Source organism: Streptomyces tauricus, assembly GCF_014650955.1.
Classification (GTDB): domain Bacteria; phylum Actinomycetota; class Actinomycetes; order Streptomycetales; family Streptomycetaceae; genus Streptomyces; species Streptomyces tauricus.
On record NZ_BMVY01000038.1, the window covers coordinates 1 to 14,215 of the forward strand.

A 14,215-nucleotide genomic window follows, 5' to 3' on the forward strand; every position below is an offset into this window, starting at 1 on the left:
AAGCGGCCATCACCCTCGCCTCACTCCTGATGTGGGCGTGACATTTGACGACAGGCCCTAGGTGAGTGAGGGCAAGGCCCGGATGGCGGGTGCGGGCCGTGACGGTTGGCCGCGCCGTTCCCCGCGCCCCCGGTACGCACCGCAGAAGCCGAGCCGGTGGGCGGCGGGGCAGGGGCGGGTCACGAATCGGCGTGGTTGCGGTTCAGGCGGAGGGCTGAGGTGAGGAAGAAGAGGCCGCCGAGGAAGGCGTAACCCGCGAGGTTCTTGAGTGAGGCGTCGTCGCCGGCGGCCGAGGCGAAGAACGACGTGCCGGCGAGCGTGGAGATGGCACCGCTGATGATCATCGGCCACTGACCGCCCAGCTTCCGGCGGACCGCGCCCGCGACGAGCTGGACGACTCCCGACAGGACGGCCCACGCCCCCCAGACCCGCAGAACGGCCGGGATGCCGGACGTCGCGGCGACGGCCAGGCCGATGACCGTCAGCGAGCTGACCACGATGTTCACGAGCAGCGCCGGGGCCTTGACGCCCTCGGCCCGGGCCGCCCGGAGGTCGACGACCGCCGCCGCCACGTCGAACAGCGGGTAGATCACCAGCAGCGTCACACTCACCGGCCCCAGCGTGTCGGCGGTCGCGAACAGCAGGGCCGCCCACACCGCGGCGAAGGCGAAGCGCACGAAGTACAGCTTGCGCAGGGCCGCGGGAACGCCACCGGGGGCGGTTCCGACGAAGGGGTCCACGGGCGAGTTCACGGACGAATTCATGGAGGTGTTCACAGGAGTGCCTTTCAGCGGTCCGGTCCGGACGAGAGGGAGAACGTTCGGTCACATCACAGCTAAGAGGTAGCCGGGTACGACTGTCAAGACCGAACGTTCTGCCTCTTCACTTTGGTACGCTGACGCCATGAGCAGGAACCCAGAAGGCGCCAGCACCTCCGAAGCGCGTGCGCGGCTGCTGAACACCGCGACCCGGATCTTCTACGCGGAAGGGATCCACTCGGTCGGCATCGACCGGATCACCACGGAGGCCCAGGTGACCCGGGCCACGCTCTACCGGCACTTCGCGGGCAAGGAAGAACTCGTCCTCGCGTACCTCGACCAGGCGGACCAGGGCATCCGGGGCCAGATCGCCGCGGCCCGGGCGAGCAGTGAGTCACCGGTCGAACAGGTCCTGGCCGTCGGCAGGTCCATCACGGAGGGCATCCGCTCCCCCGGGTTCCGCGGCTGCGCCTTCCTGAACGCGGCGGCCGAGTATCCCGACGCGACCCAGCCGATCCACCAGGCCGTACTGGCCCACCGGCAGTGGTTCCTGAACACGGTCACGGAACTGCTGGCCCGGACCGGCGACGAACCCGCCGAGGCGGGCGCCCGTCACCTCGTCATGCTCAGGGACGGCGCGATGGCAGCCGGCTGCCTCTTCGACCCGAACCTGATCTCGGAAACCTTCATGCAGGGCGTAGAAGGAATCCTCAGAGTCCGCCGCGAAGCCACCCGGACAGCAACAACCTGACCCCCACAGAGCCAGGGGCGCGGGGAACGGCGCAATCTTTTCCGCCTTCAGGGGCGCGGGGAACGGCGCAATCCTTTCGCCCCTCAGGGACGCGGGGAACGGCGCAATCCTTTGCGCCCTTCAGGGGCGCGGGGAACGGCGCAATCCTTTGCGCCCTTCAGGGGCGCGGGGGCCCCGGGGGCGGCAGCCCCCGAGGTGAACCCCGACTCAGAACCGCATGGGCTGCGGAACCTCCCGCCGCCCCGCGGGCGCGGCCTCGTACTCGCGAATGATCTCGTACCGGGTGTTCCGCTCCACCGGCCGGAACCCCGCGTCCCGGATCAGTTCGAGCAGATCCTCACGGGTCAGCTTGTTCGGCGTGCCGTAGTTGTCGGCGTCGTGCGTGATCTTGTACTCGACGACCGAGCCGTCCATGTCGTCCGCCCCGTGCTGCAGCGCGAGCTGCGCGGTCTGGACGCCGTGCATGACCCAGAAGACCTTGACGTGCGGCACGTTGTCGAACAGCAGCCGCGACACCGCGAAGGTCTTCAGCGCCTCCGCGCCGGTCGCCATCTGCGTACGCGCCTGCAGCCGGTTGCGTACCTTGCCGTCCTTCATGTCGACGAAGTCGTGCTGGTAGCGCAGCGGGATGAAGACCTGGAAACCGCCGGTCTCGTCCTGCAGTTCACGCAGCCGCAGCACGTGGTCCACCCGGTGGCGGGGCTCCTCGATGTGCCCGTACAGCATCGTGCACGGGGTCTTGAGGCCCTTCTCGTGCGCGAGGCGGTGGATGCGCGACCAGTCCTCCCAGTGGGTGCGGTGGTCGACGATGTGCTGCCGGACCTCCCAGTCGAAGATCTCCGCGCCGCCGCCGGTGAGGGATTCGAGACCCGCGTCGATCAGCTCGTCGAGGATCTCGGAGGCGCTGAGCCCGGAGATCGTCTCGAAGTGGTGGATCTCGGTGGCGGTGAAGGCCTTCAGGGAGACGTTCGGGAGGGCCTTCTTCAGTTCGCTGAGCGAGCGCGGGTAGTAGCGCCACGGCAGGTTCGGGTGGAGCCCGTTGACGATGTGCAGCTCGGTGAGGTTCTCGCCCTCCATCGCCTTGGCGAGCTTCACCGCCTCCTCGATGCGCATCGTGTACGCGTCCTTCTCGCCCGGCTTGCGCTGGAACGAGCAGTAGGCGCACGACGCGGTGCACACGTTCGTCATGTTGAGGTGGCGGTTGACGTTGAAGTGGACGACGTCACCGTTCTTGCGGGTACGCACCTCGTGGGCGAGCCCGCCCAGCCAGGCCAGGTCGTCCGACTCGTAGAGCGCGATGCCGTCCTCGCGGGTCAGCCGCTCACCGGCCCGGACCTTGTCCTCCAGCTCGCGCTTGAGCCCGACGTCCATGCGTGTACCTCTCCCTGTGACCTGCGCGTATTCGTGTGGATCGTGCAACGTCCAACCGTACTCCCGCGCCCGTCCTACTCCTCCTCGGGCAGCTCGCCCACCCTGTTCTCCCACTTCGTGGAGAGCACGATGGTCGTACGGGTCCTGGAGACGCCCTTGGTCCCCGACAGCCGGCGGATGGTCCGCTCCAGGCCGTCCACGTCGGACGCCCGGACCTTGAGCATGTACGAGTCGTCACCGGCGATGAACCAGCAGTCCTCGATCTCGCTGAGGTCCTTCATCCGGCGTGCCACGTCCTCGTGGTCGGCGGCGTCGGAGAGCGAGATGCCGATGAGGGCGATGACGCCGAGTCCGAGCGAGGCCGAGTCGACCGTCGCGCGGTAGCCGGTGATGACACCGGCCGCCTCCAGGCGGTTGATGCGGTCGGTGACGCTGGGCCCCGACAGTCCGACGAGGCGACCCAGCTCCGCGTAGGAGGCCCGGCCGTTCTCCCTGAGAGCCTGGATGAGCTGCCTGTCCACCGCGTCCATGCGATCGATAGCCTTCCGCTGAAAAGTTCCTGAAGTATGAGTGGGTAGCGCTGTGTTCAGGTGGTGCGGGAGCCGCCGCCGAGTTCGCCCTCCCAGCGGCGGTAGAGCGTGTGCCCGACGCCCGCCGCGTCCAGCACCCGCCCGGCGACGAAGTCCACCAGGTCCTGGATGTGCGTGGCCCCCGCGTAGAACGCCGGGGAGGCCGGCAGTACGGTCGCGCCGGCGTCGTCGAGCGTGACCAGGTGGCGCAGGGTCTGCCCGTTCAGCGGGGTCTCCCGGACGGCGACGACGAGCCTGCGCCGCTCCTTGAGGACGACGCTCGCGGCGCGCTGCAACAGGTCCTTGGACAACCCCAGCGCCACCCCGGCGACACACGCCGTGGACGCGGGCACGATGAGCATGCCCTTGGAGGGGTACGAGCCCGAGGACGGCCCCGCCGCCAGGTCCCCCGCGCTCCAGTGCCGTACGTCGTCGACGTCCACCGCGAACGTGCCGGGCTTGCCGTCGGCCCCCCGGCCGAGCCACTCCCGCAGGTCCTCCTGCCAGTGGGCGTCCCGGAAACTGATCCCGGTCTCGTCGAGCAGGGTGAGCCGCGAGGCCCGCGAGACGACGAGGTCGACGCTCTCACCGGCCGCGAGGAGAGCGCGCAGCACAGCAGCGGCATACGGCGTTCCGGACGCGCCGGAGACCCCCACGATCCAAGGCCGACGCTCTGTTTCTCCTGCGTTCACACCTTGAGCCTACCGGCGCGGGACCACTGACTCAGGACTGGAGCCGCGCCTTCGGGCCGACGGGCAGCCGGGCTGTGCCGAGCGTCAGCACGCCGAGCGGCGAGTCGGTGGTCAGGGCGGTGCCGTACGGGACGACATCGCGGCCGCGGTAACCGTCGGAGCCCGGGTTCCACATCGTCACGCAGTGCCCCCGCTGGTACACCTCTCGCGGTATCGCCAACTACCTGGTGGTCGACCCGCTCCAGTCCGTCACCCGACCGGGAGACGGGTCCGCCAGTCCGCTGAGCCGCACATACGGACGGTCGGCGTCCGGGACGGTCACGGTGGCCTCCCTGGGGTCCTGCTCTCGATGGTAGGCCGCACGGTAGCGGGACGGAGAGGCCCGGCGTCGCGGCGATACGCAGGGTGTCGTTCGGCATGGGCTCCTTCGTCTCCGCCGACGCCCCCGCCCTCATCAAGAAAGCCCGCGCCGAGGCGGACGCCACCGGCTGAGGCGCTCCGGCCGAGCCACTCCCACCGTATACGCCGGCTGAAGGTATTCAGCCCGTCCGGCGTTCGAGGACCGGGGGTTCGGGGGCCGCGCCCCCGGGTCAGTGACGGATCTCAGGCTCACCGTCTCTCAGACGGTGAGCCCCCGCACCAGCAGGTCCAGCAGCGCGCACACGAACAGTGCGATACCGATGAAGCCGTTGACCTGGAAGAACGCCCGGTTCAGACGGGACAGGTCGGTCGGGCGGACGATCGTGTGCTCGTACAGGAACGCGGCCGCCACGATCAGCAGGCCCAGCCAGAAGAAGACTTCCGCGTCGGTGGCGAGCGCGTACCAGACCAGGAGGCCGGTCGTGATCGCGTGGCAGCCCCGCGCGCCCCAGATCGCAGCAGGGACACCGAAGCGCGCCGGGACCGACTTCACGCCGACCTCGCGGTCCGTCCGGACGTCCTGGCAGGCGTAGATCAGGTCGAAGCCGCCGATCCAGATGCCGACCGCGAGGCCGAGGATCACGGCGTCCCACGACCACTCGCCGGTGATCGCCAGCCAGCCGCCGATCGGGCCCATCGCCTGGGCGAGACCCAGGATGGCCTGCGGGAAGTTCGTGAACCGCTTGCCGTACGGGTAGACCACCATCGGGATCACCGCGATGGGCGCCAGCGCCAGGCAGAGGGGGTTCAGAAGGGCCGCCGCGCCGAGGAAGAAGACCAGGGCCACCAGCGCGCCCGTCCAGGCGTGCTTCACCGACATCGCGCCGGTGACCAGCTCGCGGTGGGCCGTACGCGGATTGCGGGCGTCGATCTCCCGGTCGATGATCCGGTTCACGGCCATCGCGAAGGTGCGCAGCCCGACCATCGCGACGGTCACGAGGAGCAGCCGGCCCCACTGGATGTTGCCGTCCGTCAGGAACATCGCCGTCAGCGCCGCGATGTACGCGAACGGCAGCGCGAAGACGGAGTGCTCGATCATGACGAGGCGCAGGAACGCCTTGGTGCGCCCGGGCTGCGGGATCGCCGCTGATGCGCTGCTCACGAGAGTCCGTACTCCTTCCAGCGGCGGTCGACCTTCGCCGCCGTATCCGGGTCCGAGAGGACCATCTCGGGCCAGCCGCCGTCCCGTGTGTAGCCCTCCTCGGGCCATTTGCGGGTGGCGTCGATGCCCGCCTTGCCACCCCAGAACTGCTGGTAGGAGGCGTGGTCGAGATGGTCGACCGGCCCTTCGACGACGGTGAGGTCACGGGAGTAGTCCGTGTTGCCCAGCGCGCGCCACGCGACCTCGTGCAGGTCGTGGACGTCGCAGTCGGAGTCGACGATCACGATCAGTTTGGTCAGCGACATCATGTGGGCGCCCCAGACGGCGTGCATCACCTTCTGGGCGTGCTTGGGATACTTCTTGTCGATCGCGACGATCGCGCAGTTGTGGAAGCCGCCCGCCTCGGGGAGGTGGTAGTCCACGATGTCCGGCACGATGATCTTGAGGAGGGGGAGGAAGAACCTCTCCGTCGCGCGGCCCAGCGGTCCGTCCTCCGTCGGCGGCCGGCCGACCACGATCGACTGGATCAGCGGGCGCCTGCGCATCGTGACGCAGTCGATGGTCAGGGCCGGGAAGGGCTCCTGCGGGGTGTAGAAGCCCGTGTGGTCGCCGAAGGGGCCCTCGGGAAGCATCTCGCCCGGCTCCAGCCAGCCCTCGATGACGACCTCGGCCTGCGCCGGCACCTGGAGCGGCACCGTCTTGCAGTCGACCATCTCGATCCGCTTGCCCTGGAGGAACCCGGCGAAGAGGTACTCGTCGATGTCGCCGGGCAGCGGCGCGGTGGAGGCGTACGTCACGGCGGGCGGGCAGCCGAAGGCGATCGCGACCGGCAGCCGCTCGCCGCGGCGCGCGGCCACCGCGTAGTGGTTGCGGCTGTCCTTGTGGATCTGCCAGTGCATGCCGATGGTGCGCTTGTCGTGGCGCTGGAGGCGGTACAGCCCGAGGTTGCGGATACCGGACTCGGGGTCCTTGGTGTGGGTGAGGCCGAGGTTGAAGAAGGACCCGCCGTCCTGCGGCCAGGTGAAGAGCGCCGGCAGCTGGTCCAGGTCGACGTCGTCGCCGGTGAGCACGACCTCCTGGACGGGGGCGTTGTCCGACTTCACCTTCTTCGGCGGTACGTGCGTCATGGCGCCGAGCTTCCCGAAGGCCTCGCGCACCCCCATGAAGCCCTGCGGCAGCTCGGGTTTCAGCAGTCCGCCGATCTTCTCGCTGATCTCGGCGTACGACTTCAGGCCGAGCGCCTTGAGCAGGCGGCGGTCCGTCCCGAAGACGTTCATCGCGAGCGGCATCGCCGATCCGCGTACGTTCTCGAAGAGCAGCGCGGGGCCGCCCGCCTTCTGGACGCGGTCGACGATCTCCCCGACCTCCAGGTACGGGTCCACCTCGGCCTTGATGCGCTGGAGGTCGCCCTCGCGCTCCAGCGCCCGGAGCAGGGAGCGAAGATCGTCGTAAGCCATGCGTTCCAGTATCGGCTACTCGCTACGCTGGCTCTGTAAGGGGGGCGGCTCAGCCGGCCCCCGGCTCCGCACGTACTCCACAGCAGGGGGAACCACCGCATGCTTCGGGTGCTGATGATCCTGGTGCCGCTGGCACTCAGCATCTACGCCTTCATCGACTGCATCACCACCGATGAGAAGGACGTCCGCTACATCCCGAAGCCTCTTTGGGCCATCCTCGTGCTGCTGTTCCCGCTCGTCGGCTCCATCTCCTGGCTGATCGTTGGCCGGGTCCGCACCCCGCGCGACGTCTCCCCGTCCCGCCGGGGCGGCTGGGTCGCGCCCGACGACAACCCCGACTTCCTCAAGTCCCTCAGGGACGAGAGCAAGGGCGGCGCGGACGGCACGGAGGACGGAAAGAGCGACGGCAACGGCCACGGCAAGGGCAAGGACGACACGGGCGGCGAGGGTCCTGAGGACACCGCCCCGCCCAAGCCCTGACGGACGGCGCCGAGCCCGGGCTCGGGCCCTGACGCTCGGCGCCGGGTCAGCTCCCGGCGGACGCGGCCAGCCGGTTGAACGCCTGCGTGGTGCGTGGATGGGCCATCTCGTCCAGCAGGTGCCGCCATTCGAGATCGTCCGAGGCGCCGGAGTGCGTGTCGTCCCAGGCGGCGAGCAGCGAGGTCAGCTCGTTCTCGGGGGTCGCGACGGTGGTGGCGGTCGTGGAGATGTTCATGGCGCTTCCTTCCTGGCGGCGGGGCGGCTTCTGCTGATACTCGGTACCCGGGTCGTACTCGGTACTTCGGGCTGAACTTCCTTCTGGACTTTCCGAGTTCAACCTTGCCGCCCTCCGCCCGCCGCCGCCATGAAGGGACCTACCAGACCCGCGGTGGGGCCAGCCCCACCGCGGGAGTACGGCTGACGCCTGGCACTCCGTCACCACGGGCTCTTGGAGGGGGACTTCGCGGACGGCGTCGGTGTCGCCGCCGGTTTCCCGGTCGGCGCCTCGGTGGGTGCCGACGAGTCCGCGGGCGGCTTGCTGGGGGCGGCCGCGGAGGGGCCGGTCGACGCGCCGGGGCTCACGGCCGGGGGCTTCTCACCCGCCTCGGTGGCCTCGGTGGGCCCGGTCGTCCTGCCGCCGTTCGACTCGCCGGTCTCCGGTGACGGCGGTGGGGTGGGTGAGGCCGGAGGGCTGCTCGTGGACGGCGGGGCGAGGGGGACCGTCGGGGTCACGGGCCGGTCGGGCGCGGCCAGGCGGACCGGCAGCGCGACGAGAGCCGTGACGGCGCACAGCAGGCCCGCCCCGGCCGCGGCACGGAGCAGCTTGCGGCGGGCCGCGCCGCGGCGGATCGCCTCGTACCGGCCGGGGGGCGGGCCGAGGTAGTCGGACGCGGGCCGCAGGATGACGGCGAGGGGGTCGTCGGGTTCGAAGTCCGGGCCGTCGTCAGAGTGTGTGATCAACGCTTCTCCTCAGATGGGCGCGGAGCAGTTCGCGGGCCGCGTGGAGATCGGCCTTGACGGTTCCTTCCTTGCGCCCGGTCAGCACGGACACCTCCCGGATCGGCATGTCAGCGTAGTAGTGCAGCAGGATCGGGACGCGCAGCCGCTCCGGCAGCGACTGCACGAGCAGGCGCACCGAGGGGTCCGCCTGTTCGGTCTCGGGGCGGACGGCGGCCTCGGCCGTCGCACGGCGCACCGCCCTGCGTTCGCGCTCCAGTTTGCGCCAGTGGTCCCGGACGATATTGGCCGCGGTCACGTAGAGGAAGCCGCGGGGCTCGGCCACGGAGGTCCAGCGGGCCCAGAGCCGGGTGAACGCCTCCGAGGCGATCTCGTGGGCCGTCTCGTCGTCGTCGACCAGCCGGCGGCACCAGCCGGCCAGACGCGGGTAGAGCGCGGCGAACAGCTCGGACGCTGCCTCCTCGCGGGACCGTTTCAACGCTCTCCTGGTCGTGACGACATGGGGTGGGGCTCGGGGGGCTTGTCGGACTTGTGGGCTCACCCGGAAGGATCCCGGACCGACGGTTTACGGTTCCGTCGGCCCGGGCTCCGGCGTGCGGATAGGGCGGGTCAGGAGCTTCCTGGGCTGCTCGAACTCAGCTCCGCGAAGACGATCACGCTGTCGCGGTAGCCGTCGCCGCTGCGGGGGCCGCCGCACGTGATGAGCCGCAGCTCCGGCCGGCCCACGTCCCCGTACACGTCCTCCGTCGGGAACCGGGCCTGCGCGACCGTCCGTACGCCGCTGACGGTGAACTCCGCCGCCGTGCCGTTCTCCAGGCGCGCCTCGATCCGGTCGCCGCGCCGCAACCGCCTGAGGTCACGGAAGACGCCCTCCCCGTACGTGCCGACCGTGACATGGCCGAGGATCACCGACGGACCCACCTGGCCGGGCGTCGGCGAGTGGCGGTACCAGCCCGCCCGGTCGTCGGCCTCGACCGGCGGCACCTCCACGCTGCCGTCCGGGGCCAGCCCCAGCCGCATGACCGGGGTGTCGACCCCGATGGCCGGGATACGCAGCCCGACGGGCACCGAGCGGGCGAGGGCGCGCACGTTCTTCCCGGCCGGCCGCGAGGCCTCCCCGGCGGATCCCGGAGACGGTGACGCGCTCCCGCCGCGGTCGGCGTCCGACCCGCCGGCCTCGCCGCCCCCTCCCCCGCCGCAGCCCACGAGCAGGGTGGCCATCGCCGCGGTGACGAAGGCGCGCCTGGACGGCAGGGTCACGCCCCGGTCGCCCGTCGGCGGCGTACGACATAGACGGCCGCGCCGCCCAGCGCGAACGCCGCGGCGGCGCCCGTGCCGATCAGGGCGCCCTCGCCACCGGAGTCCGACCCGGTCGTCACCTCACCGGTGTCGGGCGCACCGCTCGGTACGACGGAGACCTCGCTCTCGGCGGGCGCCTTGGTCGGGTCGCCCGGCGCGACGCTCGGTTCGGTGGTCGGGGCCTCGGTGCCGGTGGTGGGCTCGGTCGGTTCGGCGGTCGGCTTCACCGAGGCGGGGGCGGGGGTCGGGGACGTTCCGTCGGCGAACGCGGGCACCGTGCTCGCCAGCACGGCGGTGCACGCGAGTGCCAGGGCGCTGAGGACAGTTCGGCGCATGGGGGCTCTCTCTCGTCGGTCCGTCCGCACGGTGGTACGGCGGACGGCTGGGTTACGGATGGCGAGCGGAGAGACGAGGCAGCGGCGGACCGGGTTGTAAAGAGAAGGCAAAGTCCTCGAACGGGTACGACGACACCGCCACCGCCCCCGTCGCCTGCCGCCTCCCCCTGGTACCTGTCCGGTCGGTCACGGCGAGGACGCGGGGTGTGGCACGCACGTCTGTGCTCACAAGGCACCGCGGCTTTCCCGCGCCGTGACCGACCGGACAGGTCCTAGGCTTGGCCGGCGTCCGGCGGGCCGGGTCGGGGGCGCCCCGGGGGCAGCGCGGCCGGACGGGGAGGAGCGGGACGCGCGTGATCCGGGTGCGGGCAGCAGGGGGCGACGAGGTACCGGTCCGGGGCCCCGTGAGAGCCGTACCGGCCGACGTGGTGCTCGTCGCCCTCGCGGCCGTGGACGTGGGGCTCCAGCTCGACCACTACACCCCGCTGGAGTCGGCCCTGTCGGCCGCCGCCTGTGCGGCGCTGGTGGTGCGGCGGCGCTTCCCCCTGGCGGTGTTCCTGCTGTCGCTGCCCGCCGCGCTGTTCTCGTCGGTCGTGGTGGTGCCCCTGGCCGCCCTCTACACCCTGGCCGAACGCGGCCGGGACCGGCGGTTGCTCGTCGTCTGCGCCATCGCGTCGGCGCTGGCGTCCGCGCTGCCGTGGCCGCTGTCGGAGTACACGGAGGACGACCGCTTCTGGACGTTCGTGGACTTCGTCTATCTGCTGGCGACGGCCGCCGCTCCGGTGTTCCTGGGCCAACTGGTGCAGGCCAGACGCGATGCCGCCGACCGGCTGGCCGAGGTGGAGGAGGCGCGCGAGCACGAGCGCCGGCTGCACGCCCAGGGCGTCCTGGCCCGCGAACGGGCCCAGCTGGCACGGGAGATGCACGATGTCGTCTCCCACCAGGTGAGCCTCATCGCCGTCCGGGCCGGGGCCCTCCAGGTCGGCGCGAAGGACACCGAGACACGCGAGGCGGCCCGCGCGATCCGCGGGCTCAGCGTGACCACCCTCGACGAACTGCGGCACATGGTCGCGCTGTTGCGTGCCTCCGGCGGCCGTACGGCCGAACCGGCGGCGCAGCCGACCCTGGCCGACCTGCGGCAGCTGATCGACACCAGCGGTATCGAGGTGACGCTGAAGGGCGAACTGCCGTCCGGCATCGGGGCACCGGCCGAGCGCGCGGTCTACCGGACCGTGCAGGAGGCCCTGACGAACGTGCGCAAGCACGCGCCCGGCGCCACCGCGACGGTGTGTCTGTGGCACGAGGGCGACGCGCTGGGCGTGACGGTCGTCAACACCCCGCCGACCCGTCCCGTACTCGAACTGCCAGGCTCCCGCGTCGGGTTGATAGGGCTGGGCGAACGGGCAGAGAACCTCGCGGGCTCCTTCGAGGCCGGCCCCACGCCCGCCGGCGGCTACGGAGTACGCCTGCACCTGCCCTCACCGACCACCGACAGCGGTACGACCGGATGAGAACGGATGCATGAGAGCGGACATATGAGGGCGGACGACCTCGTCCCACTGGGCCGCACCGCCCTGCGCGTCAGCCGGCTCGGGCTGGGACTCGCCTCCCTCGGCGGACTGTTCGAGCCCGTCCCGGACGAGGACGCGGCCGACGTCCTCGCCACCGCCTGGGAGCTGGGCATACGGCTGTACGACACGGCCCCCGTGTACGGCTACGGCCGCTCGGAGACCCGTACCGGAGCCGCTCTCGGCGTACGGCCGCGGGACGCGTTCGTGCTGTGCACCAAGGTGGGGCGGATCATCGAACCGGGTGGCCCCGACACCCAGCCGATCTGGGCGGACCCACCGCCGGGCGTCGGGCCGCGGCTCGACTACTCCTACGCCGGGGTGCTGCGCTCGGTCGAACAGAGCCTGGAGCGGCTGGGGCTCGACCGGATCGACGTCCTGCATGTGCACGACCCCGACGAGGACTTCCCCGCCGCGGTATCGGAGGCGTACCGCGCGCTGGCCGAACTGCGTGCCGCGGGGGTCGTCGGCGCCGTCTCGATCGGGGTCAACCACGCGCCGGTGGCGGCCCGTTTCCTGCGGGAGGCCGCGTCGCCGGGGCCCGACTGCGTGCTGCTGGCCGGGCGGTACACCCTGCTCGACCGTTCCGGGCTCGACGAGTTGCTGCCGCTGTGCGCGGAACGCGGGGTCGCCGTCCTGGCCGCGGGCGTCTACCAGTCCGGCCTGCTGGCGGATCCGCGCCCGGGGGCACCCCACGGATACACCTCCGTGCCCGCCGAACTGGCCGCGCGGATAAGGGCGTTGCGCAGGGTGTGCGCGGACTTCGACGTGCCGCCGCTCGCCGCCGCCGTGCAGTTCCCGCTCGGACACCCCGCGGTCACGAGCGTGGTCGTCGGTGCCCGGTCGGCCGACGAGGTCGCACAGAACGTGCGGCTCTTCGACCACCCCGTACCGGCGGACTTCTGGACCGCCCTCAGGACGACGGGCCTGCTCGACGAGGAAACCCCGAGCCCCGGCCCTCACCCCTGAAACTCCCGGTGAGCGACCGGACGGGGCCTCAGCGGACAGCGCCTCAGCGGCCGGACGGGTCCCCATCGACGAACCCGGCGACGGTCGCCGCGAAGAAGTCCGGGTCGTCCACCCACGGGAAGTGTCCGGCACCCGGCTGGACCACCACCTCACCGCGGGGGAACAGCCCGGCGATCCCGTCGGCGACAAGCGGCAGCGGGCCGCCGTCCAGCTCCCCCGCGAGGACGAGCACGCGCGCGGGCAGCCCGGCGACGGCGGCCCGCACCCCGGCGGGATCGGCGAACGCCCCCGCGGACGCGTACACGTCCGCCGCCACCTCGTTGGTCTGCGCGGCCTCGGCCGCGGCGTGCGCCCGGGCGGCGGCGGTCCACCTCCCGTAGAAGAACGGGGTCGCGGCGTCGAAGTCGGCGTCGGTGGCGGACCCGTCCCAGATCCTCAGGTACGCCGCGTGGGCGCCCTCGAACCACGGCTCGCCCGCGCGCAGGGCCGCCGCCTCCCGCCGCTGCTCCGGGGTGAAGCCGACGCCGAGCGCACGGGCCCGCGCGGCGACGAGCGTGAGCGTGCGGACGCGCCGGGGATACCGGGCCGCGTACAGGATCGCGAGGTCACCGGCCGCCGAGTGCGCGAGCAGGTCGATCCGGTCGAGGCCGAGGTGTTCGCGCAGGGCCTCGACGTCGTCGACCTGCCGGTCGCAGCGGTACGTCGCCGGGTCCGCGGGCACCTGGGACCCGCCGGTGCCCCGCAGATCGGGCAGCACCAGCCGCCGGTACGCCGACAGCCCGCCCAGGTCCCCGAGATAGGCCGACGCCCGCATCGCCCCACCCGGCAGACAGAGCAGCGGCTCACCCGCACCCTCCTCACGGTGGACGAGCCAAGTGCCGTCGGGAGCACGGAAGTGAGCCATGCCCTCATCCTCGTCGCACCCCCGCACGAGGGACAACGCGTCAACGGCGTTTACCCGGTTGACGACCCGCCCGCCCCACGATTGCCTGCTGCGATGACTGATCTCCGTATCGAGCGGGTCCGTGACGACGGGACGGCGTCCAAGGGGCTCCTGGAGGACTGGCGGCACGTCCACAACGTGATCGTGCCGCCGGCCGCGCTGTCCCTGGACGAGGTCCGCGACCGGGCCGGGCGGTACCACCTGGAGGTGGCGTACCTCGACGACGTGCTGGTCGGCTGCACGACGGTACGGCCGCCGCAGAACGGGCGGGCGACGGCCACCGTGATCGTTCGCGTGCTCCCCGGCCACCGCCGACGGGGGTTCGGCGGGCGGCTCCACGAGCGGGGCCTGGCGCTGGCCCGCGCGCTCAGCGCCACGACGTTCGAGACCGTCGTGCTGGCCACCAACGAGGAGGGACTGCGGTTCGCGCAAGCGCACGGCTACGCCGAGTCCGACCGCTACACCCTGCCGGGCGAAAGCACCCTCTGGATCGACCTGAGGTCAGACAAGGGCTGAGCGCACAGTTCCAAGGGGCTGCACCCCG

18 protein-coding genes are annotated in these 14,215 nt (G+C 71.5%); 5 read left to right on the forward strand and 13 right to left on the reverse strand.

The annotated features are described in order from the left end of the window. Window positions 1-179: 179 nt before the first annotated feature. On the reverse strand, window positions 180-740 hold the full coding sequence (locus IE278_RS35400; RefSeq protein WP_189778803.1) for a hypothetical protein: 561 nt from the start codon (window positions 738-740) through the stop codon (window positions 180-182). A gap of 163 nt (window positions 741-903) precedes the next feature. Here IE278_RS35400 and IE278_RS35405 point away from each other — a divergent pair, with 163 nt between their 5' ends. Further along, window positions 904-1,509, forward strand: a complete 606-nt coding sequence (locus IE278_RS35405; RefSeq protein WP_189778675.1) for a TetR/AcrR family transcriptional regulator — start codon at window positions 904-906, stop codon at window positions 1,507-1,509. Between the two features lie 207 nt (window positions 1,510-1,716). On the opposite strand, the gene mqnE is transcribed toward IE278_RS35405, so the two are convergent. The 6 genes from mqnE to IE278_RS35435 form a co-directional block, all read right to left on the reverse strand. Beyond that, entirely contained in the window at window positions 1,717-2,880 is a 1,164-nt protein-coding gene (gene mqnE, locus IE278_RS35410) for an aminofutalosine synthase MqnE (RefSeq protein WP_189778677.1), read from the reverse strand. A 74-nt stretch (window positions 2,881-2,954) separates the two neighbouring features. Then, window positions 2,955-3,410, reverse strand: a complete 456-nt coding sequence (locus tag IE278_RS35415) for an Lrp/AsnC family transcriptional regulator (RefSeq protein ID WP_189778679.1) — start codon at window positions 3,408-3,410, stop codon at window positions 2,955-2,957. A gap of 56 nt (window positions 3,411-3,466) precedes the next feature. Continuing rightward, the gene (locus IE278_RS35420) at window positions 3,467-4,141 is read right to left on the reverse strand and encodes a UbiX family flavin prenyltransferase (RefSeq protein ID WP_189778682.1); all 675 of its coding nucleotides are present in this window, start codon (window positions 4,139-4,141) and stop codon (window positions 3,467-3,469) included. A gap of 31 nt (window positions 4,142-4,172) precedes the next feature. After that, window positions 4,173-4,361, reverse strand: a complete 189-nt coding sequence (locus IE278_RS35425) for a hypothetical protein (RefSeq protein WP_246571186.1) — start codon at window positions 4,359-4,361, stop codon at window positions 4,173-4,175. A 399-nt stretch (window positions 4,362-4,760) separates the two neighbouring features. Then, entirely contained in the window at window positions 4,761-5,663 is a 903-nt protein-coding gene (mqnP, locus tag IE278_RS35430) for a menaquinone biosynthesis prenyltransferase MqnP (RefSeq protein ID WP_189778683.1), read from the reverse strand. Next, entirely contained in the window at window positions 5,660-7,120 is a 1,461-nt protein-coding gene (locus tag IE278_RS35435) for a menaquinone biosynthesis decarboxylase (protein WP_189778685.1), read from the reverse strand. The genes mqnP and IE278_RS35435 overlap by 4 nt, the downstream gene beginning before the upstream one ends. A gap of 99 nt (window positions 7,121-7,219) precedes the next feature. On the opposite strand from IE278_RS35435, the gene IE278_RS35440 reads away from it, so the two are divergent. Then, a complete protein-coding gene (locus tag IE278_RS35440; protein ID WP_189778687.1) occupies window positions 7,220-7,600 on the forward strand; it encodes a PLD nuclease N-terminal domain-containing protein in 381 nt (126 codons plus the stop codon). Between the two features lie 46 nt (window positions 7,601-7,646). Here IE278_RS35440 and IE278_RS35445 read toward each other — a convergent pair whose 3' ends face one another. The 5 genes from IE278_RS35445 to IE278_RS35465 all read right to left on the reverse strand — a co-directional run bounded on the left by IE278_RS35445 (window position 7,647) and on the right by IE278_RS35465 (window position 10,191). Continuing rightward, window positions 7,647-7,835 carry a hypothetical protein gene (locus tag IE278_RS35445; protein WP_189778689.1) on the reverse strand — a complete coding sequence of 63 codons (189 nt, stop codon included), beginning with the start codon at window positions 7,833-7,835 and terminating at the stop codon, window positions 7,647-7,649. A gap of 200 nt (window positions 7,836-8,035) precedes the next feature. Continuing rightward, window positions 8,036-8,560: a hypothetical protein gene (locus IE278_RS42590; RefSeq protein ID WP_246571188.1), complete on the reverse strand. Its 525-nt coding sequence runs from the start codon at window positions 8,558-8,560 to the stop codon at window positions 8,036-8,038. Beyond that, a complete protein-coding gene (locus tag IE278_RS35455) occupies window positions 8,544-9,035 on the reverse strand; it encodes an RNA polymerase sigma factor (protein ID WP_189778691.1) in 492 nt (163 codons plus the stop codon). The genes IE278_RS42590 and IE278_RS35455 overlap by 17 nt, the downstream gene beginning before the upstream one ends. A 131-nt stretch (window positions 9,036-9,166) precedes the next feature. After that, window positions 9,167-9,817: a class F sortase gene (locus IE278_RS35460; RefSeq protein WP_189778693.1), complete on the reverse strand. Its 651-nt coding sequence runs from the start codon at window positions 9,815-9,817 to the stop codon at window positions 9,167-9,169. Next, window positions 9,814-10,191 (reverse strand): Tat pathway signal sequence domain protein, encoded by a 378-nt coding sequence (locus IE278_RS35465; RefSeq protein ID WP_189778695.1) that lies wholly within the window; start codon window positions 10,189-10,191, stop codon window positions 9,814-9,816. The genes IE278_RS35460 and IE278_RS35465 overlap by 4 nt, the downstream gene beginning before the upstream one ends. Window positions 10,192-10,553: 362 nt before the next feature. Between IE278_RS35465 and IE278_RS35470 the strand changes: the two genes are divergently transcribed. Together IE278_RS35470 and IE278_RS35475 are read left to right on the forward strand one after the other, a co-directional pair. Continuing rightward, window positions 10,554-11,702 (forward strand): sensor histidine kinase, encoded by a 1,149-nt coding sequence (locus tag IE278_RS35470; RefSeq protein WP_246571207.1) that lies wholly within the window; start codon window positions 10,554-10,556, stop codon window positions 11,700-11,702. Window positions 11,703-11,726: 24 nt separating this feature from the next. After that, window positions 11,727-12,728, forward strand: coding sequence for an aldo/keto reductase (locus IE278_RS35475; RefSeq protein WP_189778807.1), 1,002 nt, complete (start codon window positions 11,727-11,729; stop codon window positions 12,726-12,728). A gap of 43 nt (window positions 12,729-12,771) precedes the next feature. Here IE278_RS35475 and IE278_RS35480 read toward each other — a convergent pair whose 3' ends face one another. Further along, window positions 12,772-13,632 carry an alpha/beta fold hydrolase gene (locus IE278_RS35480; protein ID WP_189778697.1) on the reverse strand — a complete coding sequence of 287 codons (861 nt, stop codon included), beginning with the start codon at window positions 13,630-13,632 and terminating at the stop codon, window positions 12,772-12,774. Window positions 13,633-13,725: 93 nt separating this feature from the next. Between IE278_RS35480 and IE278_RS35485 the strand changes: the two genes are divergently transcribed. Beyond that, complete coding sequence (locus tag IE278_RS35485) at window positions 13,726-14,187, forward strand: GNAT family N-acetyltransferase (RefSeq protein WP_189778699.1); 462 nt, start codon at window positions 13,726-13,728, stop codon at window positions 14,185-14,187. Window positions 14,188-14,215 lie beyond the last annotated feature (28 nt).